The organism is Saccharothrix sp. DSM 118769 (assembly GCF_052936295.1).
Window position 1 is genome coordinate 4330621 of sequence record NZ_CP193627.1, and the last position, 25032, is coordinate 4355652.

Consider the following 25032-nt stretch of genomic DNA (forward strand, 5'->3'; position numbering starts at 1 on the left):
TGCCGGGGACCGGTCAGGAGGTGACGGGTAGCGCGCGTGCACGCTTCTTGTGCTCGGTGCGCAGCGCGCGCAGCGACAGGTAGTAGGAGCTGTGGGCGTTGTCGGCGATGTTGAGCGGAAGGACCTCGCGCTTGATGAGCTCGTGCTCCAGCTTCCACGGCTCGTCGTCGAGGACGAACGCCACGCGGGCGTGGGCGCCCATCCACGTACTGAGCTTGTCCTCCCCCGCCTTCGTGAAGGTCAGTCGCGTGCCGCTGCCCACCCGGCGCAGCTCGATCCCCAACGATTCGGCCAGGTGGCACCCCAGGGTCAACCGCAGGGTGGAGCCGTAGGCGTTGCCGCCGAAGTGGTAGCCCACCCGCTGGCGCAGGTGCTGCCTGCTCGGCCGCGCACCGTTCACCGGCGGCGCCTTCGGCGCGATCCCGACGTACAGCAGTGTCCCGAACCCGCCGACCCGGCAGCCCTCGGTCGGCACGCCCGGCGGCACCTCGTCGAAGTACCACGCATAGACACCCGACCGCGCGGGAACCACCGACCCTTTCGACGTCGCCTCCCCGCGCGCGTACACCCGCCCCGGATTCAGCAGCCCTTCCGCCAACTCGCGGTAGACCTCCTCGTCCACAGCACTCCCTCCCCTTGGTGGCCGAACTCCGGCGTCCCCGAACGGCACGACGCCCGACGGTCTACCACACGGACACGACACCACCACCCATGATCGACTCTCGTATCGCCCACGACGCGACACCCTCACCGTGCGGAGGTCACCAGCGCACACTCGCCACTCCGCGGAAACCCGGCGCGATGTCCACAGATTTCATGAGCTTTCCTCATGTAAATACCGGTGCGGTAGCGCCGCACAAGTCGGTCATGATCCACCTCGTGGTCGACGAGTCGATGTCCCCTGACGAGGTGCCGGCCCGCCTGTCCTCGCTGCGTCAGCACCGACGGGGCGGGAAGCGGTCACCGCACAAACCGCTGCTGGTACTGCTCGCGCTGGGGCGGTTGACGACCACCGGCACGAGCAGCCTGTCCTGGAGTGCGGACACCGGGACGCCGGCAGCCCTGATCCGGGACTTCGGTCCGCCCTCGACAACCCAACCCGCACAGGCCGCCACCTACCCGTTCACCCGACTGCGCTCGGACGGCGTCTGGACCCTCGACCACGACGTGCCATGGACCGCGTGCAACCACTCACCACCGAGAACGTCCTCGGCCGGCTCGACCCGCTCCACCACCACGCCGGCGAGGTGCGGCAGCAGAACGCCCAACCAGTCACGACCACACTCCGAGCATGATCACAGACTCGCCGAAGCTGCCAGTGGACACCTGAAGTTGTTGATCACGCAATCAGTGGCAGAACCAACCGCCGGGTGTGAAGTGATAAGGGGTCAACGTGCGCACGGCGGTGAAGCCCAGTCGGACTGCGGTCGGCCGACTGGTGGGCAGGGTCTCGCTGTACAGGTAGCGGTGGCCGCGGTCGACGGCGAGACGGGCGTGGCGTCCCAGCAGCGTGCGGTGGAGCCCTCGGCCGCGCCAGGACGGCAGGGTTGCGGCTCCCCAGGTGGAGGCGAAGTCGGTACCGGTGTGGAACCGGACCCAGCCGGTGGCGACCGCTCGACCGTCCGCGCTCTCGGCCACCAGGACGGTGCACGGGTCGACCTCGTCGACGACCCAGTGCTCCAGGGCCGAGGGCAGCCAGTGCCACGGGGCGTCGCGGGCAGCCTCGGCCAACTGCCGCACGCGGTCGAAGTCCTCGCGCTCGGTCACTTCGCGCATCCTGACGCCCGCGGGCAGCGCAACGGTGGCCGCGGCCGCCACATCCGCGGCCCGACCGATCATCAGCGTCACCTCCTCGCCGACCCGGAACCCGGCCGCGCGCAGCCGGATGGGCAGATCGTCGGGTAGGCCGTCGTGGTGGTTCCACTTGATGGGCAGTCCCAGTCGGGTGGCCCAGGTGCACTGGTCGGCGATGAGCGCGTCGAGGTCCGAGCCGTGCAATCCTCGGAGATCGGCACGCACGATGACCCCTCTCACGCCCGGCAGGTGCTTGCGCAGCACCGGCCCCACGCGCTCACCGATCACCGCGGGGTGTCCCATGCTGTTCCCGCGGCCGGAGAACCCCCGAGCCCGCATCTGCCTACGACGCAGTGCCGCCAACAGAGCTGCATCGTCCTCCATGACGGGCATGGAACCACCGCTGATCCCGATCGTCCGTCGCCGGACGGTGTTTCACTCGGAAGACGAACCAATCGGGTCCGATCCACGCAGACCTGTTGCTCGGTGCGCGATCACGGTGCAACGCCGATCAGTGCGAGCGCACCGCTCCTGCGCGCTGGCCGTCACGCTCAACCGAGATCGTTCGCGGCCACTTGCGGGGTCACACGCCAGGCGGCTTGGGGAACTTGACGAAGATTTTCGTTACCTTTTCGGGATTAACGGAAGTTCGATCATTTCCGGATTCGAAATAGTTTCCGGCTTCGGTTCCATAGACATGGACACCGGTCTGACCGACGTAACCCTGGCCCACGGTGTAGCGAATATCGCCGTTGCTGTCGGCATAGGCCATGACGCTTTGGCTCCATACTCCGTCGCGATTGACGACGACCGCGCCGTCGAAGTAGTCGTCCTTGGCGTCCCGCGGGGTGGAGTCCTCGACTGCGTTGCTGGGCGGCAAGGGGGCCGGCACGGCCACGTACGCGCCCTGTGGAGTGTCCTCCGGGCTCAGTGTGCCGACCCCGAACTCACCCTTACCGCTGGCTGGGTCGAACTTGATGATGCAGACCGCGATCTGCAAGGTCGAGGCGATCTCCCGGTCCGCGGCGACGAACAGGGGCACTTGGTCTTCGTCGTCGGCCGGTGCGGCGGTGACGGTGGACGGGCCGACGGCGGTCGCGGTCATCACGGCGGCGAGCGTCATTATCAGAAGGTGGCGGCGCATCACGATCACTTCCTTTGTAGAGCAGGTGACGTGTCTCGTTGGATACCCACGTCCGGACACGGGGACCATCCCGCTCAGCGATACGCCCACTCGGGTGACCTTCCGCCCTCCTTCGCAGACGGTCCGTCGTTGCGCACCTTCGCCGAGACGTGCTCGAAATCGATCTGGATGACGCCGACCTGTGTGAGCGCGATGTCCCGGAGCACGACTCGTCCTCCGCGTGCCGCGTCGAGGTTGAGCTATCCGGTGGTCCGCTACTGATCGCCCGGCTGGGGTTCGATCCCGCCGCCAGGGGGAGGAGGTTCGAGGTCGTCGAGGTGGGGCTGATGCTCGACGGCCGGCTGCGGTGCTCGGCCGACGTGATCACCGGCGGGAACCAGTTCGGTGTCACGCTCCTGTCGTTCGCGTTCGCGGACTTTCTCGGGCTGATCGGCTCGCAGGTCGACCTCGGTGCGCAGGCCGTCGATGCGCCGGCGAAGGTTGTGGTGTTCGGCGGTGAGGCGTTCGACGCGGTCCTGGGCGGCGCCGAGGGTGTCGAGGTCGCGTCGGTGGGCTCTGGGGCGTGCGTACTCGTGGTCCTTCTCGGCGGCGTTGGCACGCACGAGGGTGCGGTGGCGCTGTTCAGGCGGTCCGGTGCGCTCGTGAAGCTGGGCCGCCCGGTCGGCGAGGTCACGGGCCTGCGCGTGCGCCTGTTCCTCCAGCTCGGTGTGCCGTCGGACCTGCTCGGACAGCTCGGTGCGGCGAGCACGGGCCAGCGGGCCGAGAGCATCGAGGGCGTGCTGGGCCTGTGCGCGGCCGGCGGCGGCGTTCTCTGCCTGCTTCAAGACCGCGTGCCAGCGCGTTTCCAACTCGTCGGCTTGATGCACCAGGTCGGCCTGCTCGCGGAGCCGGTGCAGGTGCTCGTCGAGCGCCCGCACGGCCGGACCGGTTTGGGCGTCGACCTGGATCCGCAGTTCGTCGGCCTGTCGGCGCGCTTCGCCGAGGGCACGGTCGAGGGCGGCGAGGCGCTGTTGCCCGGCCGCGAGCAGGCGGTGGAGGTGCTCGTCGTCGTGGCGGCCGTGTTCGCGTTCCGCCCAGTGCCACGCATCTCGCGCTTCGGGCTGCCGGACGTCGAGGCGGTGGCCGGCGCTTTCCGGGGCGGTCTTCGCGGGCTCGACCTGCTGTTGTGCGGCGCGCTGGAAGGCGGCGGCTGCCAATGCCGAGGGGTTGTTGACCCGCCGGCCGCTGACCTGCACCGGTGAGACCCGGCGGAGCGCGGCGTCCACGTCGACGCCGGCTTCGGCGGCCTGCTCGATGCGCTGGGCGAGCGCGCCGAACGCAGGCCCGCCGGCGACGAGGTCGACGACCTCGGGATGATCGGGCCACGCCTGATGTAGGTGTTCGAGGGCGATGCGTCGGCGGTGGCGCTCCGCGGCTGCCCGGTCGCTGCCCCGCTGCGCTTTGCCCGCCTCCCACTGGTGGGCCCCGGCGGTGCGTTTGATGAAGTAGGCGGTGAGGCGGGCCGGGTCCTCGACGTTGTCGTGGCCGACCTTGGCCAGCGGGACGCGTGCCAGCAGGGTGCGGGCGTCCAGTCCACCGACCGCTTGACGGTCGAGTTGGCGCACGACGGCGTCGAACGTGGAGCTGGTGATGACCGCTTCGGCCAGTTCGGGACGTGCGGTCCAGGTCTCGCGCATCAGGTCGGCGACCTGGTCGCGCAGCAGTTGCCATTGGTGTCGGTGTTCGGCCTGCTCACGCTTGGCGTCGACGCGGCCGTCGGCGAGGCGTTCGGCGGCGTCGCGTACAGCCCACGCGGTGAACGCCGCAGGGTCGGCGACCGCGTCGGAGGCGACGGTGCGCAGCGGCACCTGGCCCAGCACCTCACGCACATCCAGCACTGATTCCTCGGCCTCGGCCAGGCGTCGGGCCACGGTGGTGAACGCGGCTGCGGCGATGATCCTCTCCACCAGGTCTGGTTCGTGGCGCCACACCTCGCGCAGCAGGGCCGCCGCTCGGTCTCGCGATTGCTGGTCCCGTTCGGCGCGTGCCTGCTTGGCTTCGTCGCTGTGCTCGGCGCGCTCCTGGCGGCGGCGGACGGCTTCGCGTGCCGCTGCTTCGGCGTCGTGGGCGTGCTGCTCGCGGGTTTGGGCGTCGGTGAGGTCGCGGAACTCGGCGAGCCCGAGTTGGACGACGACGGGGAAGTCGTCGGGTGAGGTCTCGGTGGCGCGGGCGCGGTGGGCGAGTTTCTCCACGGCGCGTTCCATCCGCTCGGCGCGGGTGTGCGGCTCGGGTCGGTCGGTGGCTTCGAGTTCGGTGTCGAGTGCGTCGAGTGGGGCGAAGAGGTGCACGGCGCTGCGGTGGCGGCTGGTGGCGACGTGGGCTGCGGGGTTGTCGGCTCCGGCGGCGTGGAACAGCACCGTGCCGCCGGACCATTTGCCGTCGGGGCCGCGCCACTGGTCACCGACGGTGAGGCCCTCGGATTTGTGCACGGTCATGGCGTAGCCGAGGGACACTCCGCCGCGGGCGATGTACTCGGGGGTGAGCCGGCCGAGGCGAGTGGTGCGGCCGTCCGCGATGTCTTCTTGCCATTCGACGGTGAGGGTGCCGTCGTCGGCGATGTGGGTGACGACGGCGCGGTAGCCGTTGAGGATGTCGGTGTCGGCCAGCGTGCGGCGCTGCACGGCGTTGATGCGCATCAGTACGTGGTCACCGATGTGGAAGCGGATCTCGCCACCGTGTCGCAGCGCGTAGGTGCGTCCGGGTCCGAGTTCGTCGCCGGCCAGGCGCAGGGCTTGGGCGCCTTGGTTGAGCCGGTCGACCATGTCGCGGGTGGCGCTGAGCATGACCAGGCCGCGGATCTCGGTGTGCGGGTCGGGTGCTCCGGTGCGCATCCGCGCCCAGGCGGCGAGCATGGCGGCGGTGGCCTCCGAGGTGGTGTCGGTGGCGACCAGCCGGTTGTTGAGCATCCAGATCGCGAGGGATTCGCTGTAGCGGCCCTCGCGCCACATCGCGATGGCTTCGCGTTCGTCCTCGTCGCGCTGTCGCCGGTTGTCGACCAGTTCGGGGCCGTCGACGAGGCGGTGGACGTGGCCGAACAGCGAGCCCGCGCCGACGCCGCGCAGTTGGAGCTTGTCGCCGACCTCGACGATCCGGGTGCCGGTGTGGGCGGCCCGTTGGTAGAGCCGGGCCCGGTCGCGGTCGTCGGTGAGGTTGGCTTCGTCGACCACGAGCACGTCGACGCCGACGAGCACCGTGCTGTCCGGGGCCTCGACGCTGCTCAGCAGCGAGGTCAGGGTCTTGGAGGGGATGCCGGACTCGGCTTGGAGGTTGCGGGCGGCGACCGCGGCGCTGGCCGCGCCCCGCACCACGTACCCGGCTGCCTCCAGGATCGTGCGCAGGGCGCGCAGCAGGGTGGTCTTGCCGGTGCCGGGAGCACCGTTGACGGTGTCGATCATGCGGCCGTCGGTGGCCAGACGTGTCACAGCGGCGCGCTGCTCGTCGGAGAGCGGATAACCCTGGGCGGCCTCGACAGTGTCGAGGGCCATCTGGAGCAGGTCCGGGTCGGTGACGCGGACCGGTGACTGGTCAGGGTGGCTGGCCCGTGCGGCGCGCAGGATGATCGTCTCGGCGTCGACGACGTCGGTGGTGGTGAACTGCTGCGCGTTGACCATGTGCTGCGCGGCCAGGGACCGCTTCGCGCCCACCCCGTGCACCAGTTCCGCGCCTTGGGGTAGCCGGACGAAGCCGAGGTGGGCCAGGACGCGGTCGGTCATGGCCTCGATCGCCTCGGGCGACTCGTAGCCGCCGGGCATGGCGTCGGCGACGTGGCGCAGCGCGTCGGCGCGGGTGAAGCGGCGGCTGTGCGAGGTCAGCCCGACGGCCGGGTCGAGCAGCTGCCGGGCGATGGTCTCGGCGGTGACGACCGGCTCGGGTTCGGGTGGCTGACCGTCTTCGGGCAGGTGTCCGCCTGCGAGGACACGCCGCAACTGCTCGGCCGGGTCGCGTCCGGCGGCGAGTTCCTGTCCTTGCCAGATGTCCTGGAGGGTGGAGTCGGGCCTGTCCGCGTAGTTGCCGTGGGCGCGTCCCGGGGCGTGTTTGGGGCGGCGGGTCAGCCGGGCCGCGAGGTCCTGTTGGACGCGGGTCGCGGTGTCGGGATCATGTCCAAGCTGGGTGAGCAGGGAGCGGATGTCGGCGTTGCGTTTGCTGAACTGGCGCAGCGTGTCGTCGGCAATGCCGGCGATTTCCCACCGTCCGGTGCGTTCGCTGCGGCGGTAGCGCACCCCGAACCGGGTGGTCATCTGGTGCCGGATCAGCGCATGCACCATGTGCTGCACCACCGGGGCGTGCCGTACCAGGTCGCGGCCTCCGGCGGCGATGGTGCTCCACTTGCCGTCCTCCACTCCGCGGGTCATGTTGGCCAGGGTGAGGTGGACGTGCCAGTGCGGATCGCCCACGGGCATGCCCTCGACCGGGCGGGCGGTGCGTTCGATCATCGCCCAGCCGAGGAAACCGGAGCCGGGGACGGTGGCCGCTGTCTTGCCTTGGCCGTGTTTGCCGCGCATGCCGTAGGCGGTGCGCTTCTCCAACCAGTCGAAGGTGCGCAGCACCTGCTGGAGGTACATCGGTTCCGCCTGCGCGGCCAACTCCGGGGTGGCGAGAGCCAGGAAGACCGAGTCGCCCTTGGGGATGTCCACGGTGAGGTCGTAGGCGGCGTTGCCCGTGACGACCCGCCGCGGAACCCGCTTGGCGCGCGGCTTGCCGGTACGGCCGGTGGTCTGCACGACGGTGAACAGGTTCGCTGTCGCCTTGGCGAAAGCGCCAGGCTGCCACACCTCGTCCGGGGCCAGGCCCAGGGCGTCGAGGATGAGACCGGCATGGTCGGCGCGCAGACGTGCGGTTTCTCCGTCGGCCCGCCACACCCGCTCTGCGGTGGCGAACATGTCGCGCAGCTTCCGATCCGCGAGCACTTCCGAGACCGGCACCCCGGCTTGGGCGGCGATGCCGTGTACGGCGCGCACCAGCGGCGAGATCGGTAGCTTCGCGTCCTCCGGTACGGCCTTCTTCGGCTCCACCAGCACCTCGCCGGTGTGCGGATGATGGCCGGTGGCCAGGGCCCGTGCCTGAGGGAACTGGTCGCGGGTCAGCGGACTCAGCGGGGTGATACCGACCTCGCGCAGCCCCTGCCCGATCCACAGCAGCCCTTGCGGCCCGCCTTGGGGGTGTGTTGAGAGTCGTCGTTCGCGGTCGGAGCCGCTGCACGAGCCATGCTCGCCGAGTCGGTAGTCGATCTCCACCGGGTTGAACCCGATGGGCTTGACGTAGGCCACTCGATCACCTCCCCACGCGCCGCTCGGCGACCAGGAGTACGTCCTGTCGCCGTTCTGCTCTTGGCGTGGGGGCCGAGATCACCACACCGGGCATATCAGCTCGACGTGGTGATCTCGTCGATACCATAGTACAAACTCGTCGATCTTGCTGCGGATTGTTCGCAATGGGCGGTGTGATACCGACCTTTCGTCGGATGAAAAGGTATCCGACGGGCAAACGCAGTCGCACGCCCCAGGGTGCGTCACAGCAGGTCTGTGCCGCTGTGACGCGTGTTCTTTGTGCTGGAGTCGGGCCGAAGCGGCGTTTACTGTGGTGGTGCTCCCAGGGGGATGTGCGTGGAGCGGAGGTCGGGATTGTGGCTTTGTCGGCGAGGGATATCGCGCGGCAGGTGGCGGAGGAGGACAAGCGGCGGGCGCGGTTGCGCACGACGGCGATCCGGGATGTCGCGCGGGCCGTTGAGGCTGCCGAGGATGTGGAGCGCGGTAGTGACGAGCGGATCGCGGTGTTGCGGAGGCGGCATCGTGAGCGGGTCGCCGTGCTGCGTGAGCAGCTCGGGCGGGATGTCGGTGCGGAGCGGGCGAAGAAGCAGGCGGCCCGGGTGGGGTTGGCGCAGACGGTGATGGCGGCGCTGGAGGTGTTCGGCGAGGTCGAGTTGGCGCGCTACACCGGGATGTCGGATCAGATGGTGGCGTCGCTGGTGCGTGTGGCGCGTTCGGCGTCGGCCGGGGATGAGTCGGTTGAACCGGGGGAGGGCGTCGGCGACGCGGGCCGTGTCGGTGGGGATGTCACCGGTGTGGGTGTCGAGGGTGAACCGGACGTGCCGAGTGGCGTGGTGTCGCCGGACGGTGATGGTGGCGGTGGTGTTCGCGCGGTGGGTGGGGGGCAGCGCTGGGGTGCGGGCGGTGTGGGGGTTGGCGGGGGTGAGTATCCGCCGCAGGCGGGTTCGATGTCGCCGTGAGGCGGTCGGGGGTGGGTGGGTGAGGCCAGCTCTGTGGCGGGGTGGCCGGTTCGGTGCCGGCCACCCCGCTTACGCGGCGGGGCCGGCGGACGGGGTGGCCCGTCCGCCGGCGAGTGGGGATTAGGCGGCGACCGGTTCGGCGTGCTGCTGCGGCTGCTGGGCGCTCTCCTGCTCCAACCGTCGGCAGTCCAGGCACAGACCGTGCCGGACCTGCTTCACGTCTCCGCACGTCCCACAGGAACCACCGTTCACCGTGGGAATGTTCTCCGGCTCCGGCTCCGGCGCGGCCTGGTGCTGCGGCTCGGCTTCGGGCTGGTGCGTCTGTTCGGGCTGCTGCTGGGGTTCGGGGGTGTCTTCGGGGGCAGTGGCGGCGTCGGCGCAGGTGCGGGAGCAGTAGCGCGGGTCGTGCGGCGTGGCGCGCTCGTCGTGCTGGTTGGGCACGTCGAGGGGGTTGGGGCTGTTGTTGAGGTTGGCGTCGCAGTGGGCGCAGCAGGGCACGCCTTCGGTGATCGTGACGGCGGTGTGCCGCTGCTGGTAGGTGGTCGCCCACTGTTCGATGGTGGTGGCGGTGAGGTGGCGGTGTTGCCGCATGGCGCGTCGCCACTCGGCGCGCACGGCGGGCATTCCGGTGTGGGTGACGTGGTAGGCGCATCGGGCGTGGATGGCGTCGGCGTAGGTGTGGCCGGTGGGCAGCTCGGGGATGCCGGGGCGGTCGAGTGAGCGGCACTCGGTGCACAGCCCGTCGTCACCGTGACCGGCCTTGACGCGGTCGGTGTAGACGTCGATGACGGCGCGTTCCCCTGCGCACCACACGCATGGGCGGGTGCGCAGGTCGGCGACGGCGGCGCGGTCGTAGTCCAGTTCGTAGGCGATCGGCCGCTCTACGCGTGCGGGGGTGTCGTCCACTCCGGCGCGGGTCTCGCTGTACTCGATGACCGCGCGCGGTTCGGCCTGGGCGCGGGAGTGGCGGCGCTGCTCGGGCACGGTGCGGCGGGCGCTGCGCTCGTAGCGGGAGCTGCTGTCGCGCGGTGCCTGGTAGTTGCCGCGACCGTAGCGGGGCGCGTCGGCGGTGTCGGGGCTGTAGAGGCCGGGGTCCTGCGCGGGGACACAGGCGGCGATGACGGCGCGGTCCTCGGGGCTGGTGGTGCGCTGCCAGGCGTTGCGCAGCTTCGCGACGGCGATGTCGTAGGGGTAGCTGCTGAGCGTGGCGGCGCACTTGCCCATCAGGGCCAGTGTCTGTGGGTCGGTGTTGTTGACCACGGTACGAACGCGCCGCTTGGCGGCGGCCAGATCGCCGGACCTGACCAGCGAAGCGACATCGGCAAGGGTGGTCGGAATGGAAACGCGCTGCGACATGATTAACCTCGAAAGTGGAATTTACACGTCCGCCAGGCTTGGTCTTCCCGGCGTTTCTTGCAGTTTTAATCCTAGTAAGGATTGCAGTGGTTTGCAAGACGGAAGGCGTTTCGATTGGTCTCGTTGTCGAAGCGTTACTGTGTTCTGTGGGGCTTTGAACTGCGAGTTTGGTTTCCGGTGGCGCGAGAGGCACGCATTGCTGAGTGTGCACTGAATGATGGCTAACCTTTTTCTCCCGCCCCCCTCGCGTAGTGCCGGTCTCGTGTCGCGCAGGTCGGGTCAAGGTGGGTCCCAAAATAATTGTTCGGAGCTTGCGGAGAAGAATTATTTTGGGTGCCTTGATGCGGCCTGCGCGACATGGCAGCCTCAGGGCACGAGGGGGGCGCCGGTGACACGCGCCTCTGGAGACAGGGTCCGCTTGGTCGCGTACGCAACTGTGGACGCGACAAACCGCCAGTTCAGCCTCTTTTTGAGCTGTTCTGGCGCACTGTGGCACAGGGCTGTGGTGATGACTTAAGGGATCGCTACACTGAACCGTGTAGCGCATCGGGATAGGGCCCTTGGGAGCCTGCACGGTCCTGATGCGTTGTTTCCCGCGGTCTTGGTCGAGCCACCGCCTGGCGGTGGCAAGCCTTCGGGCTTCTGCGGGGGACGCGGGGCGTGCCTGGCTTCGGCCAGGCACGCCCTCACCGTCTCTCGGGCTTCCCGGGCTCCGCTCCTGCCCACCACGGCTTCTCGCGAGCGATCCGTCTGCTGATGGCTGCCGCCGCACCACCAGCTCCCGTGCTCGCTGATGCGTCCTCGGACCGGGGGCAGGCTATGGAGGACGGTCTACTCGCATGCGTCGGCTTCGCCAACCGTGTTGGTGTTTTGGACGAGGTCGGTGACGGCTTGGATTGCTGTGCTCTGCAACCAGTCGAGGAACGTTTCCGGCAGGCCGGTGCTGGTGCCCGTGGTCTCGTCGCGTCCGAGGAGCAGGCACGGTCCGGAGATGCGCGGCCTGCCTGCGGTGAGCAGCCGTCGGGCGAGGGCCTGGTCGCGGTTGGTGGCGGTGTAGGCGTCGGAGGCGATGTCGGTGAGCAGGTCGTCGAGCAGGGTGTTCACGGTCGGGTTGGGCGGGTGGTTCTCGAGGCTGCGGTCTCCGATCCAGAAGTCGATGCCGCGTACGACGTGGACGCGGTCGGCGAAGGGGTCGCCGACGAGGCCGATCGGCAGCAGGGCGAGTTCGTCGGGGTCGTCGGGCAGGGTGAGGAAGTAGACCTGGTCGTCGTGGCAGAACATGCCGAGTCGTGAGCGCGGTCGAGACGTCAAGGTGAGGCCGGCCGTGTCGGTGTCGGGTCGCACGACGGCCGGGTCGGCTATGGGCACGGTGGTGGGCAGTTGCTGGATCAGGGTTGTGGGCTTTGTGGCGGAGTTGTCCATGAGGTGGTGTCCCTTCGGTGGAGGTTGGGTGCGGTCGGTCGGGTGCTGCTTTCGTGCCGTCGGCTGTGCCTGCCGGGGGATGTGGGCAGTGGGTCTCACTGGTCCGCGGGTCGGTCCCAGACGTGGACGGTGTGGCCGGTCCGGAGCGGTTTGTCCTGTGGGCCTCGGACCTGGGGGTTGATCCAGACGAGGCGGCGTAGGGACCGGTCGGGGCCGTGGGCCTGGTTGCGCCAGTGGCCGCGCACCAGCCAGCGCACGGAGTAGCGGCGTTCACCGCCGCCGGAGGGTTGCTGGTTGGTGGGTGTGTCGTGGTGGCGGCGGTGTACGTGGACGATGCGGACCTCGGAGCCGCGTACGCCTTCGCGGGCCTCTCGGCGCTGGAGGCGCCGGTTGGGGGTGATCTGCTCGGTCTGGCTGATGCCGGGTTGGGTCATCAGTAGCCAGGCGGCGTAGAGCACTTTCATCCATGGTGCGACGGCCTGGCCGAGCAGGAGCGTGCTCATCTGGCCGATGAGGTCGAGGTCGGCGATGGTGGTGCCGTGGTGCAGGGTGATCTCGTTGTCCCACATCCACTCGGGTGAGGCCTTCAACGCGGCGTCGAGTTCGGCGTGCTTGGGTGGTCGGCCGAGGATGCGGGTCAGGCAGTGGCGGGCGTAGTCGCGGTCGCGGACGCTGTAGAAGGTGACCCCGGTGGCGTCGGGTACACCGGGGAGTGGTCCCCAGGAGGCGGCGGTGATGTCGACGCGCCGGTCGCCCAGTGCGTCGCCGAGGTAGGAGCCGATGGGGTCGGCGAAGACGATGAACCCGTGTTCGGCGGGCTGGTGGGTCTGGTCGATGCGCAGGTCTTCGGGCAGGGTGTCGGCCGCGGCGGTGGCGACCTGGGTCATTTCCGGGGAGACCCAGTACAGGGCGGCGTGGGCGAGGCGTTCGCGTTCGCCGTGGAGGATGAGCTGTGCGGCCTGTTCGGGGTGTGGTGAGCGGATCAGGTCTCGGGAGAAGCGGCCTTCTTTGACCATCGTGGTGTGGAAGGCGAGCGCTTCCGGTTGGGCGAAGACTTCGCGGAGGTAGAGCCGCACGGCGGGTAGGTCGTGGGGTGTGGGTGGGGTGTAGGTGCTGTCCCAGATGCCGGTGTCGGGGTTGAAGGGCATGACGGTGTGGCTCCCGAGAGGCGAAGAAGTGGCTGACGTGGTGCGCGGCGTGCTGGGCGCGCGCGAGCACCGCGGGCCCGGCTGAAGCTGGGCCCGCGGTGGGGTGCTGGGGGAGGTGGCCTGTGGGCAGGGGCGTCGTTGCGGCCCGCCGTGTTCGGGGCTGGTTACTGCTTCCCCGGCGGTGTCCGGTGGTGGCGTCGTCGAGGCGCGTGCTCCGGCGCGGAAGGCAGGTCGCTTGGTGGGACCTGGTGTTCCGGTGTGCGGTACCGATTGCTTTGTCGAGCAGGCCCGTGCCCGGTGGGGTGCGCTGGGACCGGGGTCAGGGCCGGGTGTCGATCGACTGCGGATCGGTTCCCGGTACGGGGCGCTGGTCCTGGTGCAGTGGGATGGTGCCGTGCCGCTGCTCGTTGAGCTGCCGTGGTGCCGGGATGCGGCGCCAGCCGATGCGCTGGCAGGCGTAGAAGCGGCCGTCGACGGCGACGACGTCGCCGATGGACAGCGACCGGTTGCCGCGGTGGCGGTAGCGGACGGCGCGCGGGTCGGGTCGGCCGAATTCGGGGTCGTCGCCGATGTTGCACAGTTGGAAGGCCGACTCGACCAGGTCCACGTCGCGGCTGCGGGTGCTCGGCGGCTCGCGGTAGGCGAGGACTTCGGCGACCGGCTGTCCCTGGTGGCCGACCAGCAGTGCGCGGTCGTGCAGGTTGTGGAAGACCCGGATGGTCACGGGGCGGCGTGCCCAGCGCAGCAGCGTGTGCCTGTACCGGTCGATGAGCGCTGAGAGGCGGTGTCGGGACGGTCGGATGTTCATCGTGTCGCACCCTTTTACGGCTCGGGAGTGCCCTGCGGTTGCGGGGTGCGTCCGCCGAGACAGGGGCAGGGGTGGGGGCGGCGTTGTGTGCCGCCTCCACCCCTGCCCCTGTACGGTGCGGCGCCCCGCAACCGCAGGGCGTATCCCGGGCGCGTCCGCAGCCCTCCGAACGCGTGGGCAGGTTCGAGGCCGAGTACGGGTTCTTCTTCCTGGGGAGGCAAGTAGCCAGCAGGGCAGCGGACCTGCGCGGTTGGCTACGTCTCAAGCGAGCCTGGCGCTGCCGGTTGTCTGCCGTGGGCCAGGAGCCGTTGAACTCTTTTCATCTTGAGGTCCATGTCGTTCACGCCAGGGCGTTGACATGCATGTCATACCGATGAGATTGCACCGGTGACGTCATGCCCTGCCGAGCGTCAGAGCGATATTCGAGACTCCGACGAACCGAATGAAAATGCGGGCAATGACCTGTAACGTTGCAGCTCAGGAAGTGTCTTCCCCGCGCGAGCAGGGGTGGTCCGCACCGCGACACCCGCCGGTACCTCAACCTCGAGTCTTCCCCGCGCGAGCGGGGGTGGTCCGTTCGCGATGCCGTGCGTCACGTGCTGCGCGGTGTCTTCCCCGCGCGAGCGGGGGTGGTCCTCGCTCCGCGCGGCGGGCGTCTACGCCATCGCCGTCTTCCCCGCGCGAGCGGGGGTGGCCCGCCCGGCAGCGCTGAGCGCCGATTCCACCTGTGGTCTTCCCCGCGCGAGCGGGGGTGGTCCTACAAGGGCGTCACGCCGAGGACGTGATCGGACGTCTTCCCCGCGCGAGCGGGGGTGGTCCGCCCGCGTGGGCAGGCATCCAGGTGGCAGCCTCGTCTTCCCCGCGTGAGCGGGGGTGTTCCCTCAGCCAGCTGCGCGGCGTCGACCTGCATCACGTCTTCTCCGCGCGAGCGGGGGTGGTACTACATCGGCACCGGCGCCAGGTGGTCTTCTCCGTGCGAGTGGGGGCGGGCCGGTCGTGGTTAGTCCTTTTCTAGGTCTACAGGATCCGCCAGCGCCGGTTCGGAGGGCCGTCGAGGCTATCGATGCGGCGGTGGACTTCGGCTGCGGGAGGGCTGGAGGGCTGGGATTTGCGTGCGTTGGTGGCGATCATGCGTAGTTCTCGCAGGTCACGGAGGTCGGGGTAGCTCGGCCAGTCGCGGATGTCGCGGCCGTAGGCACTGCAGAAGGTGTCGTAGTCGGCGGCGTCGTGGCCGAATCGGCGGTGGTGGATTTCGATGGTGACCAGGTCCCATTCGACGGGGCCGAGGGTGATGTCGTCGAGGTCGCACAGTACGGCTTGGTCCGCGGTTTGCTTGATGGACCGGCGAGGCCGGTCGGCGGGGTGGCGCCAGAGGGTGTTGCGGTGCTGGGGGTCGGTGTGGACGAGTCGGGTCGCCGAGTCCAGGCACAGCGAGGTCCAAGCGGGCATGAGCCGGTCGAGGCGTTCGAGCAGCATGTTCCGTTGGCGGGCGGTGAGGATGCGGCTGGCGGTGATCGAGCGGGTGATCGCGGTGTGTGGGTCCAGTGCAGGGCGGGGGATCGGTGGAAGAGGTGCCTGGTGCAGGGCCCGTAGCGGCGCGGCGATGGCCTGCGTGGTGATCGGCTGCTGCTGGTGTAGGTAGTGCCACATGGTGATCACGTGGCCGTCGATGAACAGCGGCTGGGGTGCTGTGTCGAGCAGGGTTGTGGTGGGGACGTCGTGGTGGGTGAGCCACTGGGTGAGTTCGACCAGGCCGTGGGCGTTGCTCAGATCCTGGTCGGGATCGGGTCCGGGGCGTCCGATTTTGACCACGACTTCGCGGGAGGGGGGTCCGACGAGGTAGACGGCGTTGCTGTGGTGGCGCAGCGTGCGGACGCGACTGGTGTCCAGGTCGGCGATGCGGCCTGCCTGTTCCAGCAGCGGTCGGGTGGTGGCGGTGGTGAAGTCGTGTGCGGTCGCCTCGTACGGCCCTGAAGTCACCGCTCCAGTGTCCGGGCGGCCGGGTCCGTCGACGTCTGCGGGGTGATGCAGGCGACGGTGGTAGTGGTTCTTCGGCAACACCGGGGGATTGCTGCCGCGAGGTGGCTACACCGCGGTGAGTTCGCGTAGCTGCTCCACGGCCTGCACCGCGTTTCTGTGCACACGGGGTAGGGCTTCGGCGACGGCGACGATGTCGCGGGCGCGGGTGAGTACGACGGCGGTGCGGTGAGCCGGTGTGAGGTCGGTGAGGGTGGTCACGGCGAGGTCGGCGCCACCGGCGGGGTCGCCCGAGGTGGCGTGGACGAACGCCCGGTCCAGACGGATCAGCGCCGGGTCGATGACAAGTCGCGGGTCGGCCGCATAGGTGTGCAGGGCCTGGGTTTGGGCCTCGTGGGCATGCGTGACGTCGCCGAGGTTGGACAGCGCGCCGGAGGCGTAGAGTGCCAGCCGGCCGTGGTTGAAGTGGTAGGCGGCGTGGGGATCGTCGCTGGTACGCAGTTCGGCAAGCCGGTCGGTCAGTCGGCGGGCGTCAGCGAGTGCCTGGTGGACCCCGCGGGTGTCGCCGAATTTGCCGAGGGCGCGGGCTTCGGCGGCTGCGGCGAGGGCGGCGGCATCGCATACCGCATCGGCGGCCAAGTCCCGTGCGCGCCGGGCCAGGCTGATCGTCCGCTCGGGTGTCTCGTAGTAGTAGGCGAGCATGGTCTGCTGGGCGAGGACGAGAGCGGCCAGCAACGGGTCGTCGCCGTCGCGGGCGGCCAACAGCGCCGTGCGGTACCAGCGCCGTGCGTCGACGATCAGCCCTCGCTTCATGTGCGCGTCGGCCACCAGCAACGTCAGCATGGTGACCGCCGTGGACAGGGTTCGATGGACCGCGATCGGATGGCGGCGCGCGGCCAACGCGTGGACCTCTGCGAGATCGGGGATCAGCAAAGCCAGGGCTTCGGCCGGGCCTGTGCGGGTGTACTGCGTGAGATGGTCGCGCACCTGCTGCTCGACCATCTCCAGCCTGGCGGATGACGCCGTCTCCGACAGCAGCGAGTCCAGGCGCGTCCGCAACCGCTCGGCATCACCGCTGTCCACCGCCGGAACGCAGGCGGTGTTCAGCAGCAGCGCGCCGCTCGCCGATTCCTGACTGTCGGCTACCGGTGTCGCCTTTGCTACGTCGTCACGTAGTGCGTCGGGCATGTGGAACCAGAGTAGGTGTCGTGGGATGCGGAGGGTGTGCGCCCAGCGGGTGAGTTTGGCCAGGTTGTTGACGGGTTCGCCGTTCTCGATGCGGCTCAGCCGCGTGGAGGACACACCGATCCAGGCTGCGACGGCCTCCTGCCGGAAGGGCCGACCGTGGTGAGGGTGTCTGCGGTAGGCGCGGATGACGGCGCCGATATCGCGGGTGGCCAGGGCAGTGCGCAGATCGGGGCGGTCCCAGAACTCGGCGGGCACCTCGGGAGGTTCGGTCGGGCCACGCCGCCCGGCTCGAGTACAGGCGCCGCAGCGGGAGGTGCGGTTGTCCCGTGCGAGTCGGGTGCCGCACGCGCAGTGCCGCACCGCGTCCGTCTCGTTCATGACGACCGCCTCCCCTCCAGCACCGGTCACGTCACCGGCCGTGCCGGTCAACCCGGTCACGCTACCGATGCCCCAACGTAGCGATACTTGCGTTTTCCGCAGATCAACCCGCCCCTCTACGACACCGCTGCCACCTGATGGGGGACTTGCCGGGCAGTGCCCGGCGGAGTAGCACTCGACACGCGGTACGACGATCCGCACGTGTCGCACGCCCTCCCCGATCACGACGTGCCGCACCTGCCGACGTGAGAAGACCGGCGTCAACCGACCACCGATATCCGATACCGCGACGAACCGAATAAAAAAGCATGCCGGGGCCTGTAAAGTCGCTGGTCACGAAGTGTCTTCCCCGTGCGAGCGGGGGTGGTCCGCGGGCGGTCCACCGCGCGCGTCGACGCGGGCGGTCTTCCCCGTGCGAGCGGGGGTGGTCCGTGCACACGATGTGCCTGCTCAACCCCGGCATGGTCTTCCCCGTGCGAGCGGGGGTGGTCCGTGCACCCGGACGTCCGTCGGCCGCCCGAAGTCGTCTTCCCCGCGCGAGCGGGGGTGGTCCGGCGGCCCAGGAGGTCGTCGGGCTGAGGTTGTGGTCTTCCCCGCGCGAGCGGGGGTGGTCCGACCAGCCCGGCCCAGGACGGCATCAACCGCCTGTCTTCCCCGCGCGAGCGGGGGTGGTCCTCGCCGGGTCTGGACGTACTTGATCCGGGCCGCGTCTTCCCCGTGCGAGCGGGGATGGTCCGATGTGTCAGCGACCAGCGAAGATTCCCCGAGGACGGCTGGCTGTGGTGGCCAGTTGCAGTCCCCGTTCGCGGCCAGATGCGCGGTCGGTGACGGGCCCGGGCTTGCCTCGGTGCTCGTCACGTCGGACGGGTTCGCGCCGCTGCGGACAAGCCGTGTCGGGCCGGGCTCCGTGGCCGGCATCGGCCTCGACGGCTGAGGTGATGGTGTGCCGTAGGGGGGATCAGGGCAGGATGGTCGGGTGTTGATCGTGCGTGCCACCAGGAAGCTGCTGCGTCTGACGGGTCCGCCCACCGCGCCCGACGGCGATCGTGGCACGACGTTGCTGGGACCCTGGTATGCCACGGTCCTGTTCTGGCGGCCTCGGGTCGTGTTGCTGGTCAACGAGGTGACGTTGCTGCCCGTGCTGCTGCCTTTGGCGCCCGCGAGGACACTGACCGGCAGGATCTCCGAGCAGATCGGCACGGTGCTGACCACCCTCGACGCGCCGTCCGCGATCGTCGACCGGGAACGGCAGCACATGCGGACTGCGCAGCTCGGTGTCACCGCCAACCGCAGCGTCGTGGGCGTCATGACCGACTTCGCGCGCCTCGCGGAGATCCACCACCACAACGATCCCACCGTGGACCTTGTCGCGCTGGCGGTCCGACTGGCCTCGACCCCCTGCAGCCCGCTGTACGGCAGGAACATCAGTCCGGACCGTGAACTCGCCGCCACGTTGCAGGCGATCACGATCTGACATCGGGCACGAGACCGGTCACGTCCGCGTCTTAGCTGTCCGCGTAGAGCGGCAGGAGCGTCAGTCCGTCTCGACCCAGGTCATCCCGCTCGGTCGCCCACCGCGGCTCGTCAGCAGTCCCCAAAGAGCTTCGCGGACGAGGCTTAGCCGCACTGCGGCATCGGCCGGGAACTCGGCGGCCGTGCCGAAGTAGCCGAAGGACACGTCCTCGGGGTTGGTCTGCTCGCCTCGGAGGTAGTACGTGCCGTCTCCGCCGGAGTACCGCACGGCACCGAGGCCGGTTTGCCCACTGGCGCCGATGAGCAGCTCGTGGTCAGGGAGCACGTCACTGCCTTCCTCGACGGCGTAGGCAGTCGCGGCACTGTAGGCCGGGCCAAGAGTCACCAGCTCGTCAACGAAGGTGTCGACGTCTTCGCGCGTGCGGAGGTGCCTGGGCTCCTGGTCGTGCCGGTAGGCGACATCAAGCACGTACCCCACCGACTGGCGCTCCTTCCCGGTGTAGGTCTTCACGCCACCCGGCCAGTAGACCGTCAGGCTTTGCCCCGGCCGAAGCACCCTCGGCACGATGCGGTCACAGGACAACGGGCCGAAGTCGCACGGCCGATTGTTCACCGCCAACGTAGCGTCAGCCCCGCCGGCCCCTTGCACCTGCACGGCTACTTGCACCTCTACGTGGTCGGCAGCGGTAAGGGTTCCCCGCGCAGGGGCGAGGCCAAGGCGACGCAACCCCTCTACGGCTTGCTCACGCAGCTCGCCCCGGCCGCTCATGATCGGCCCGTGCACCTGGCCGCTCCGGTCGACCCAGTAGCTTTCTGGTAGTCATCACCCACCCGGACAAGATCGCGGACAAGCCCCTGCGCGGGCGCCGACATCGCCGAGGAGCAGAGCTGCTGATGACCGCCCCCACGGTCACCCACGACCTCGAAGTCCAGATCGACCACGGTCAGCTCTACATTTACTCGCACGCCCCCTGGAACGACGACCCCGACAGCGACGCCAGGGAACGCGCCCTCAACGACGCCCGCAACTCACACCGATGGGTGGGCATCGCCGACGGTCTGGTCGATCTTGTTACTCCGGTCCAGTGGAATCTGAACGCACCGATCCGCGTCGAGATCTGGACGACGGAACCACCTGCCGACGACGACCGATGGGACCATGTGGTGGACGTCGACCTCGACCTGATGGGCGACACACTTCACTTCCAGGCGTCCGGGGGCTGGTCGCCGATCACGTGCGAGCTACCCAGCGGCGAGTACCGAGCACGCGTCGCAGGACGGGGATACCAGGAGGCGGGACGCGAGGGGGCCGAAGGGCTCGACGCCTACCAACTTCGGTTGTGGCCCCGGACGACACCGGCCGAACCGGCGTTGCGGAAGTGCTGGCCCGGATGGTCGGTAAGTGCTGATAAGAGCTGAACAGGTGACCCGGTAGCGAGGCATGAACGTGGTGGGGAGACGGCTGTCCCCCCACCGGCTACCTGGTTGGTTCCTCGGGGACCAACAGCCTTGATGAGCAGCTCAGGACCCTGAGCAGCCACAACTGAGTTCATGCTGTGGCCTCAGCTCCCCCGCTCGCGCGGGGAAGTATTGACGACGAGGTACGCGGCCGGGCCGCCGTGGAGCGTGTCGGCGCCGGTGCCGTCGTCCCCGGCGTAGATGGTGTCGTTGCCGCCCAGGCCGCAGATCACGTCCACCGCTCGAGACCGCCCCCCGCTCGTGTGGGGAAGACCGACGACCCCGTGCTCATCCGTTTCCAGCAGGGCGGACCATCCCCGCTCGTGCGGGGAAGACGAACACAATCGGGCACCGCAGCGCCCCAATCTGGGACCACCCCCGCTCGCGCAGGGAAGACGTGACGGTCCGTGTGCAGGACTACAACCAGCACGGACCACTCCCGCTCTCGCGGGGAAGACGAGTCCGGGTTGCAGTTCGTGCTGGGCGTCGGCGGACCACCCCCGCTCGCGCGGGGAAGACAACGCCTGCTGGACACGCTGGTCGACCGGCTGGGACCACCCCCGCTCGCGCGGGGAAGACCTTGATTTCCGGCGCGCCCGGGGCGGGCCACGAGGACCACCCCCCCGCTCGCGCGGGGAAGACGTCGAGACCGGCGACGGTGATGTTGCGGCTGCGGGGACCACCCCCGCTCGCGCGGGGAAGACGTGTCGATCGTGGCCTGATCGGTCGGGCAGTCCGGACCACCCCCGCTCGCGCGGGGAAGACATGCTGACGTTGTTCAGCTCCCGCACGATCGGGGGACCACCCCCGCTCGCGCGGGGAAGACAGCAGGCCCGACTTGCCACTGCCCGTGACCTCGGGACCACCCCCGCGCGCGCGGGGAAGACGTGAAGATGGGCCACCGGACGTGATCGGAGAGCGGACCACCCCCGCTCGCGCGGGGAAGACCACGGCGCGAGGTCGGCCGGCCGGGCCAGCATGGGACCACCCCCGCTCGCGCGGGGAAGACCGGCGCGGTCAGGACCCCGTCGGGCTGCTGATCGGACCACCCCCGCTCGCGCGGGGAAGACGGACCGGGGCGCCGGACGCGTTCGGTGCGCCGCGGACCACCCCCGCTCGCGCGGGGAAGACCCAACGATGATGCGTTGCTGCTCATCGCGTCCCGGACCACCCCCGCTCGCGCGGGGAAGACGCGCCCGCGCCGCTGCTGCTCGTGGTGTGGGCGGGACCACCCCCGCTCGCGCGGGGAAGACCGCGCCGGCAGCGAGCAGGCGGTCCGGTGGGACGGACCACCCCCGCTCGCGCGGGGAAGACAACGGCTCGGGCAGTAGGCGGGCGCCGTCGAGCGGACCACCCCCGCTCGCGCGGGGAAGACAAGGACGACAGCGTGACCGAGTTGGCGGACGGGGGACCACCCCCGCTCGCGCGGGGAAGACACTTCCTGAGCTGCTACGTTACAGGCCGATGTCCGCGTTTTCATTCGGTTCGCGGCGGTCTCGGATATCGCCCTGACGTCTGGCTGAAGATGTCAACCTCGGCTGGCTTCGGGGTGACGGCCTGGGGGCCCGCGCGTGCTTTCGTCAGACCGGCGGTTGTTGGTCGAGCAGCCCGACGGGGTCGGTGCTGTAGGCGACCATCCAGCTGGGGTCGATGCGGTACCAGACGTTCTCGTCCCAGAACGGGTCGTCGCCGTCGCCGTCGTAGTGGGTGACGAGGTGGTCGCGGACGGCCGGCCAGGTCGGGTCGCCGCTCGTCCCCTCGGGGTTGAGCGGGACGGCGTGTCCGTGCGTGAAGATGCCGAACTGCTCGCCGCGCAGGAAGGTCGCGCTGATGCCGGGCCGCGCCGCGAGATGACGGGCCTTGGCGGCCTGGCGGTGGGTGCCGAAGATCCAGCGGCCGTGCAGGAAGTGCCCGTCGACGCCGCTGATGCGCGGCTCGCCGCGCCGGGTGACCGTGGCGACGGCCAGGGTGCACATGCCGCGGCAGACCCGGACGACCTGCTCGGCGTCCAAGGTGCTGTCACCTGGCCGGATGATGGATGTGAGGTGGCTGCCGGAGCCGGCCAGGGACGTGTCGAGCAGGACCTGGAGGCTGCGGATCTCGTCGGGGGTTTCGAACACCCGGCCAGTCAACCAACTCCCACCGACAGTGTCGGCTCGGTGCGGTCGCCGACCGGGCGTGGGCGAGTCGGTAGGAGGTGGTGCCGGTCCCGAGGATGTCACCGGCGAAGGCGAGCCGGTCGACGATCGCGGCGCGGAGACGTGGGTCGGTGAAGGTGTGGGTCCGGCCGGGGAAGGGCTGGCTGGAGGCGATGGGGTTGGTCTTCTCGCGTTCAGTGGGAACTTGGAAGAGCGGTTCGGCGCCGCGGCGGCCGGGTTCCCTGTAGCCGAACTCGTCGATGCGGAGCAAGTCGATTCGGCTGTAGTGGGCGGTGGTCTTGGCGAGCCGGCGTTCGTCGGCGGCCTCCGCTGGCTCGTTGGCCGGCTTCGTGGCCAGGGCGTGGCGGACGCGGAACCTTTGCCGGGCGGCGGTGCCCAGCCCGATGAGCGGGTGGGACTTGCCGGTGCCGGAGTCGCCGATCAGGCGGAGCGGCTCGCCTGCGGTGATCCAGGCGCCGGCGGCGAGGGTGCCGACGCTGGCGGGGTTGATGTCGAGGTCGAAGTCCTCGGGCCACTTCTCCCGCAGGAACCCGGCGGCCTTGACCTGGGCGCAGCGGCGACGGTCACGGTCGTCGCACTCGCCGAGCAGGAGCTCGGCGAGGAACCCGCCGTAGGGACAGCTGCTCGTGCCCGGCCGCGGTGACCATGTCCTCGACCGGAGTTCGGACCGTCGGCAGCCACGGCGCTTGGCATGCCCGGTCGATCGCGGTCGTGGCGGCCTGGTCGGACAGTCCCCGGCTGCGCCGGCGCGATCGGGCCGGTGGCGGGTCGGGCTGGTCACGACACCTCATTCCTGGTCGTCGTCGGACCGTCCGGGACGGTTGTCGGGTGGGGGTCGCGGCGGCGCGCGAGCAGCTCGTCGTGGGCGTCAACGCTTGGGAGCGGCCGGATGTCGGCGGGCAGCGCAGCGATGGTGGCGGTCGGATCTGCGAGCCGACACCCGGTCAGGCTCACCACCCGCCCGGCCGGTGCGGTGAGGGTTCCGCCGCCCTGGGTGGTCCTACTGGCGTTGCCGTGGTGCTCGGCGATGCGGCGGGCCTCGACGGCGACGACGTCGGCGTTGGTCGCCCCGACGGTGGCGGCGGCGCGCAGCACGGCCAGGACGTGGTCTCGATGCAGGTGGCTGTGGCTGACATGCCCGGCAGAGCAGAGGGCGCTGCATCTGACGCTGTGCCCGGCTGGAACCGGCCGATGATGGCCTGTCATGCCCGGAGGTCCGCTTCGCCGACCTGACCACGTCCTCAGGTGTTGAGCGCGAGCGGCAGTTCGGATCGGCGAGTTCGCGGCAGGCGGCGTCGGTGGTGGGGTGCCCGGGTCGAGGCCGCCGTCGGGGAGTTCCCGCCAGTGGTGGGTGGGCTGGTCGGAGTCGCCGGCGTGGGCGGGCAGGGCGCGGTCATGGGGTCGTGTATGAGGACGCGGGCGCCGATGCGGGATGGGGTGATGGTCAGCCGATCACCGGGCTGGGTACGGGGTGGTCGGTTGTGGAGCCTGTCGGCGTCGTGCGATCGGGTGAAGGACATGGCCCTGCCGGTCACCCGGTCGGGGAGGGTGGGGCGAGTCGGTGGTGGAGCCAGGTGGTGGCTGCGGTGGTGAGGTGGTGGCCGGTGGGGGTGGGGCGTAGTCGGGTGCGGCGGTGCCAGAGGCCGGTGAGGGTGATGGCGTAGGTGGTGATCGCGCTGGGTGCGGCGGTGTGCCAGGAGGGGGTTTGTTGTGCCCAGGTTTCGGCGTCGTCGGGGGTGTGGCCGGTGGCGATGAGGCGGACGACGGTGTAGGCGGTGTCGGCCCAGGCGGGGCCGGTGCAGGCCAGGGCCCAGTCGATGACGTGCAGTCGGGTGGTCGGCTGGTGGGTGATGAGCAGGTTGTGGGGGTTGAGGTCGGCGTGCAGCAGGGTGTCGCCGTGCAGCAGGTCGGGAGCGGCCGCTTCGGCGGCGAGGAACTCGTCGAGGTGGGCGCGGGTCCACGGGTCGAGGGTGTCGGGGGTGGCGGCGAGGGCGTGCCAGCCCGGGCGCGCGGCCCAGCGCCTGGCCATGGGCACTGCGTCGGCCCAGGGGTTCGGGGTGAGCGCGGCGACGTTGTCGGTGAGGGTGCGGGCGAGCAGGGGCAGGTCGGGGGAGTGGGGGGAGAGGTCGGCGTGACGGCCCTGGACGTGTTCGAAGACGAGGGCGAGCCAGCCGTCGTGTTCGATCCGGGCGAGCAGGCGGGGCGTGGTGCGGGGGAGATGGGGGTTGGCGGCTGCTTCGGTGCGGTGCATCCACGCGGTCGGCGCGTCGGTCAGGGTGGCTTTGCAGAACACGCGGCCCTGACCGGTGTGCAGGGTGGCGGAGAACGCGGAGTTGACGCCGGTGGTGGCGGGTTCGGTGGTGGTGACGGCACCGAAGCGGTCCTCGATCGCGGTGGTGATACCGGCGGGGAGGTCGTGCCAGAGCTGTCGGGGCACGCGTGCCGCTCCTCGATGGTGGCGT

At 69.9% G+C, this 25032-nt stretch carries 20 protein-coding genes, 2 pseudogenes and 2 CRISPR repeat arrays; of the genes and pseudogenes, 4 read left to right on the forward strand and 18 right to left on the reverse strand.

Going from position 1 to position 25032, the window contains the following annotated elements; all coding sequences use genetic code 11:
- Positions 1–13: 13 nt before the first annotated feature.
- Positions 14–622, reverse strand: coding sequence for a GIY-YIG nuclease family protein (locus tag ACRAKJ_RS18920; protein WP_438923368.1), 609 nt, complete (start codon positions 620–622; stop codon positions 14–16).
- Positions 623–867: 245 nt separating this feature from the next.
- On the opposite strand from ACRAKJ_RS18920, the pseudogene ACRAKJ_RS18925 reads away from it, so the two are divergent.
- A pseudogene (locus ACRAKJ_RS18925) lies at positions 868–1226 on the forward strand (phosphorothioated DNA-binding restriction endonuclease); the annotation flags it as partial.
- 121 nt (positions 1227–1347) lie between these two features.
- On the opposite strand, the gene ACRAKJ_RS18930 reads toward ACRAKJ_RS18925, so the two are convergent.
- From ACRAKJ_RS18930 to mobF, 4 genes are all read right to left on the reverse strand, one after another.
- The gene (locus ACRAKJ_RS18930; protein WP_438923367.1) at positions 1348–2097 is read right to left on the reverse strand and encodes a GNAT family N-acetyltransferase; all 750 of its coding nucleotides are present in this window, start codon (positions 2095–2097) and stop codon (positions 1348–1350) included.
- 280 nt (positions 2098–2377) lie between these two features.
- Positions 2378–2947 carry a hypothetical protein gene (locus ACRAKJ_RS18935; RefSeq protein WP_438923366.1) on the reverse strand — a complete coding sequence of 190 codons (570 nt, stop codon included), beginning with the start codon at positions 2945–2947 and terminating at the stop codon, positions 2378–2380.
- Between the two features lie 65 nt (positions 2948–3012).
- A complete protein-coding gene (locus tag ACRAKJ_RS18940) occupies positions 3013–3144 on the reverse strand; it encodes a hypothetical protein (protein ID WP_438923365.1) in 132 nt (43 codons plus the stop codon).
- 48 nt (positions 3145–3192) lie between these two features.
- Positions 3193–8211 carry a MobF family relaxase gene (gene mobF / locus ACRAKJ_RS18945; protein WP_447009060.1) on the reverse strand — a complete coding sequence of 1673 codons (5019 nt, stop codon included), beginning with the start codon at positions 8209–8211 and terminating at the stop codon, positions 3193–3195.
- Between the two features lie 422 nt (positions 8212–8633).
- Between mobF and ACRAKJ_RS18950 the strand changes: the two genes are divergently transcribed.
- Positions 8634–9203: a hypothetical protein gene (locus ACRAKJ_RS18950; RefSeq protein WP_438923363.1), complete on the forward strand. Its 570-nt coding sequence runs from the start codon at positions 8634–8636 to the stop codon at positions 9201–9203.
- A gap of 120 nt (positions 9204–9323) precedes the next feature.
- On the opposite strand, the gene ACRAKJ_RS18955 is transcribed toward ACRAKJ_RS18950, so the two are convergent.
- From ACRAKJ_RS18955 to ACRAKJ_RS18980, 6 genes are all read right to left on the reverse strand, one after another.
- Complete coding sequence (locus ACRAKJ_RS18955) at positions 9324–10427, reverse strand: hypothetical protein (protein WP_447009061.1); 1104 nt, start codon at positions 10425–10427, stop codon at positions 9324–9326.
- A 963-nt stretch (positions 10428–11390) separates the two neighbouring features.
- Positions 11391–11981: a hypothetical protein gene (locus ACRAKJ_RS18960; protein ID WP_438924423.1), complete on the reverse strand. Its 591-nt coding sequence runs from the start codon at positions 11979–11981 to the stop codon at positions 11391–11393.
- A 95-nt stretch (positions 11982–12076) separates the two neighbouring features.
- A complete protein-coding gene (locus tag ACRAKJ_RS18965) occupies positions 12077–13129 on the reverse strand; it encodes a hypothetical protein (protein ID WP_438924424.1) in 1053 nt (350 codons plus the stop codon).
- Positions 13130–13448: 319 nt separating this feature from the next.
- Positions 13449–13937, reverse strand: coding sequence for a hypothetical protein (locus tag ACRAKJ_RS18970; protein ID WP_438924425.1), 489 nt, complete (start codon positions 13935–13937; stop codon positions 13449–13451).
- Positions 13938–14954: 1017 nt separating this feature from the next.
- The gene (locus ACRAKJ_RS18975) at positions 14955–15998 is read right to left on the reverse strand and encodes a phosphotransferase (protein WP_438924426.1); all 1044 of its coding nucleotides are present in this window, start codon (positions 15996–15998) and stop codon (positions 14955–14957) included.
- Positions 15999–16022: 24 nt separating this feature from the next.
- Positions 16023–17357: a helix-turn-helix domain-containing protein gene (locus ACRAKJ_RS18980; RefSeq protein ID WP_438924427.1), complete on the reverse strand. Its 1335-nt coding sequence runs from the start codon at positions 17355–17357 to the stop codon at positions 16023–16025.
- Between the two features lie 465 nt (positions 17358–17822).
- Positions 17823–18216: direct repeats of the CRISPR family, unit length 28 nt; unit sequence GTCTTCCCCGCGCGAGCGGGGGTGGTCC.
- 240 nt (positions 18217–18456) lie between these two features.
- On the opposite strand from ACRAKJ_RS18980, the gene ACRAKJ_RS18985 reads away from it, so the two are divergent.
- A complete protein-coding gene (locus tag ACRAKJ_RS18985) occupies positions 18457–18954 on the forward strand; it encodes a DUF6933 domain-containing protein (RefSeq protein ID WP_438924428.1) in 498 nt (165 codons plus the stop codon).
- A gap of 60 nt (positions 18955–19014) precedes the next feature.
- Here the strand turns inward: ACRAKJ_RS18985 and ACRAKJ_RS18990 are convergent, their stop codons facing one another.
- Positions 19015–19464 (reverse strand): Imm1 family immunity protein, encoded by a 450-nt coding sequence (locus ACRAKJ_RS18990; protein ID WP_438924429.1) that lies wholly within the window; start codon positions 19462–19464, stop codon positions 19015–19017.
- Positions 19465–19470: 6 nt separating this feature from the next.
- A pseudogene (locus tag ACRAKJ_RS18995) lies at positions 19471–19746 on the reverse strand (DddA-like double-stranded DNA deaminase toxin); the annotation flags it as partial.
- A gap of 101 nt (positions 19747–19847) precedes the next feature.
- On the opposite strand from ACRAKJ_RS18995, the gene ACRAKJ_RS19000 reads away from it, so the two are divergent.
- Positions 19848–20372, forward strand: coding sequence for a hypothetical protein (locus tag ACRAKJ_RS19000; RefSeq protein ID WP_438924430.1), 525 nt, complete (start codon positions 19848–19850; stop codon positions 20370–20372).
- Positions 20373–20515: 143 nt separating this feature from the next.
- Here ACRAKJ_RS19000 and ACRAKJ_RS19005 read toward each other — a convergent pair whose 3' ends face one another.
- The 5 genes from ACRAKJ_RS19005 to ACRAKJ_RS19025 form a co-directional block, all read right to left on the reverse strand.
- On the reverse strand, positions 20516–20650 hold the full coding sequence (locus ACRAKJ_RS19005) for a hypothetical protein (RefSeq protein WP_438924431.1): 135 nt from the start codon (positions 20648–20650) through the stop codon (positions 20516–20518).
- 69 nt (positions 20651–20719) lie between these two features.
- Positions 20720–21847: a CRISPR direct-repeat array (repeat unit 28 nt; unit sequence GGACCACCCCCGCTCGCGCGGGGAAGAC).
- A gap of 144 nt (positions 21848–21991) precedes the next feature.
- Positions 21992–22531 carry a pyridoxamine 5'-phosphate oxidase family protein gene (locus tag ACRAKJ_RS19010; protein ID WP_438924432.1) on the reverse strand — a complete coding sequence of 180 codons (540 nt, stop codon included), beginning with the start codon at positions 22529–22531 and terminating at the stop codon, positions 21992–21994.
- Positions 22431–23351: an ATP-binding protein gene (locus ACRAKJ_RS19015; RefSeq protein ID WP_438924433.1), complete on the reverse strand. Its 921-nt coding sequence runs from the start codon at positions 23349–23351 to the stop codon at positions 22431–22433. The genes ACRAKJ_RS19010 and ACRAKJ_RS19015 overlap by 101 nt, the downstream gene beginning before the upstream one ends.
- A complete protein-coding gene (locus ACRAKJ_RS19020) occupies positions 23348–23665 on the reverse strand; it encodes a hypothetical protein (protein ID WP_438924434.1) in 318 nt (105 codons plus the stop codon). Before ACRAKJ_RS19020 ends, ACRAKJ_RS19015 begins: the two co-directional genes overlap by 4 nt.
- A gap of 436 nt (positions 23666–24101) precedes the next feature.
- A complete protein-coding gene (locus ACRAKJ_RS19025; protein ID WP_438924435.1) occupies positions 24102–25007 on the reverse strand; it encodes a phosphotransferase in 906 nt (301 codons plus the stop codon).
- Positions 25008–25032 lie beyond the last annotated feature (25 nt).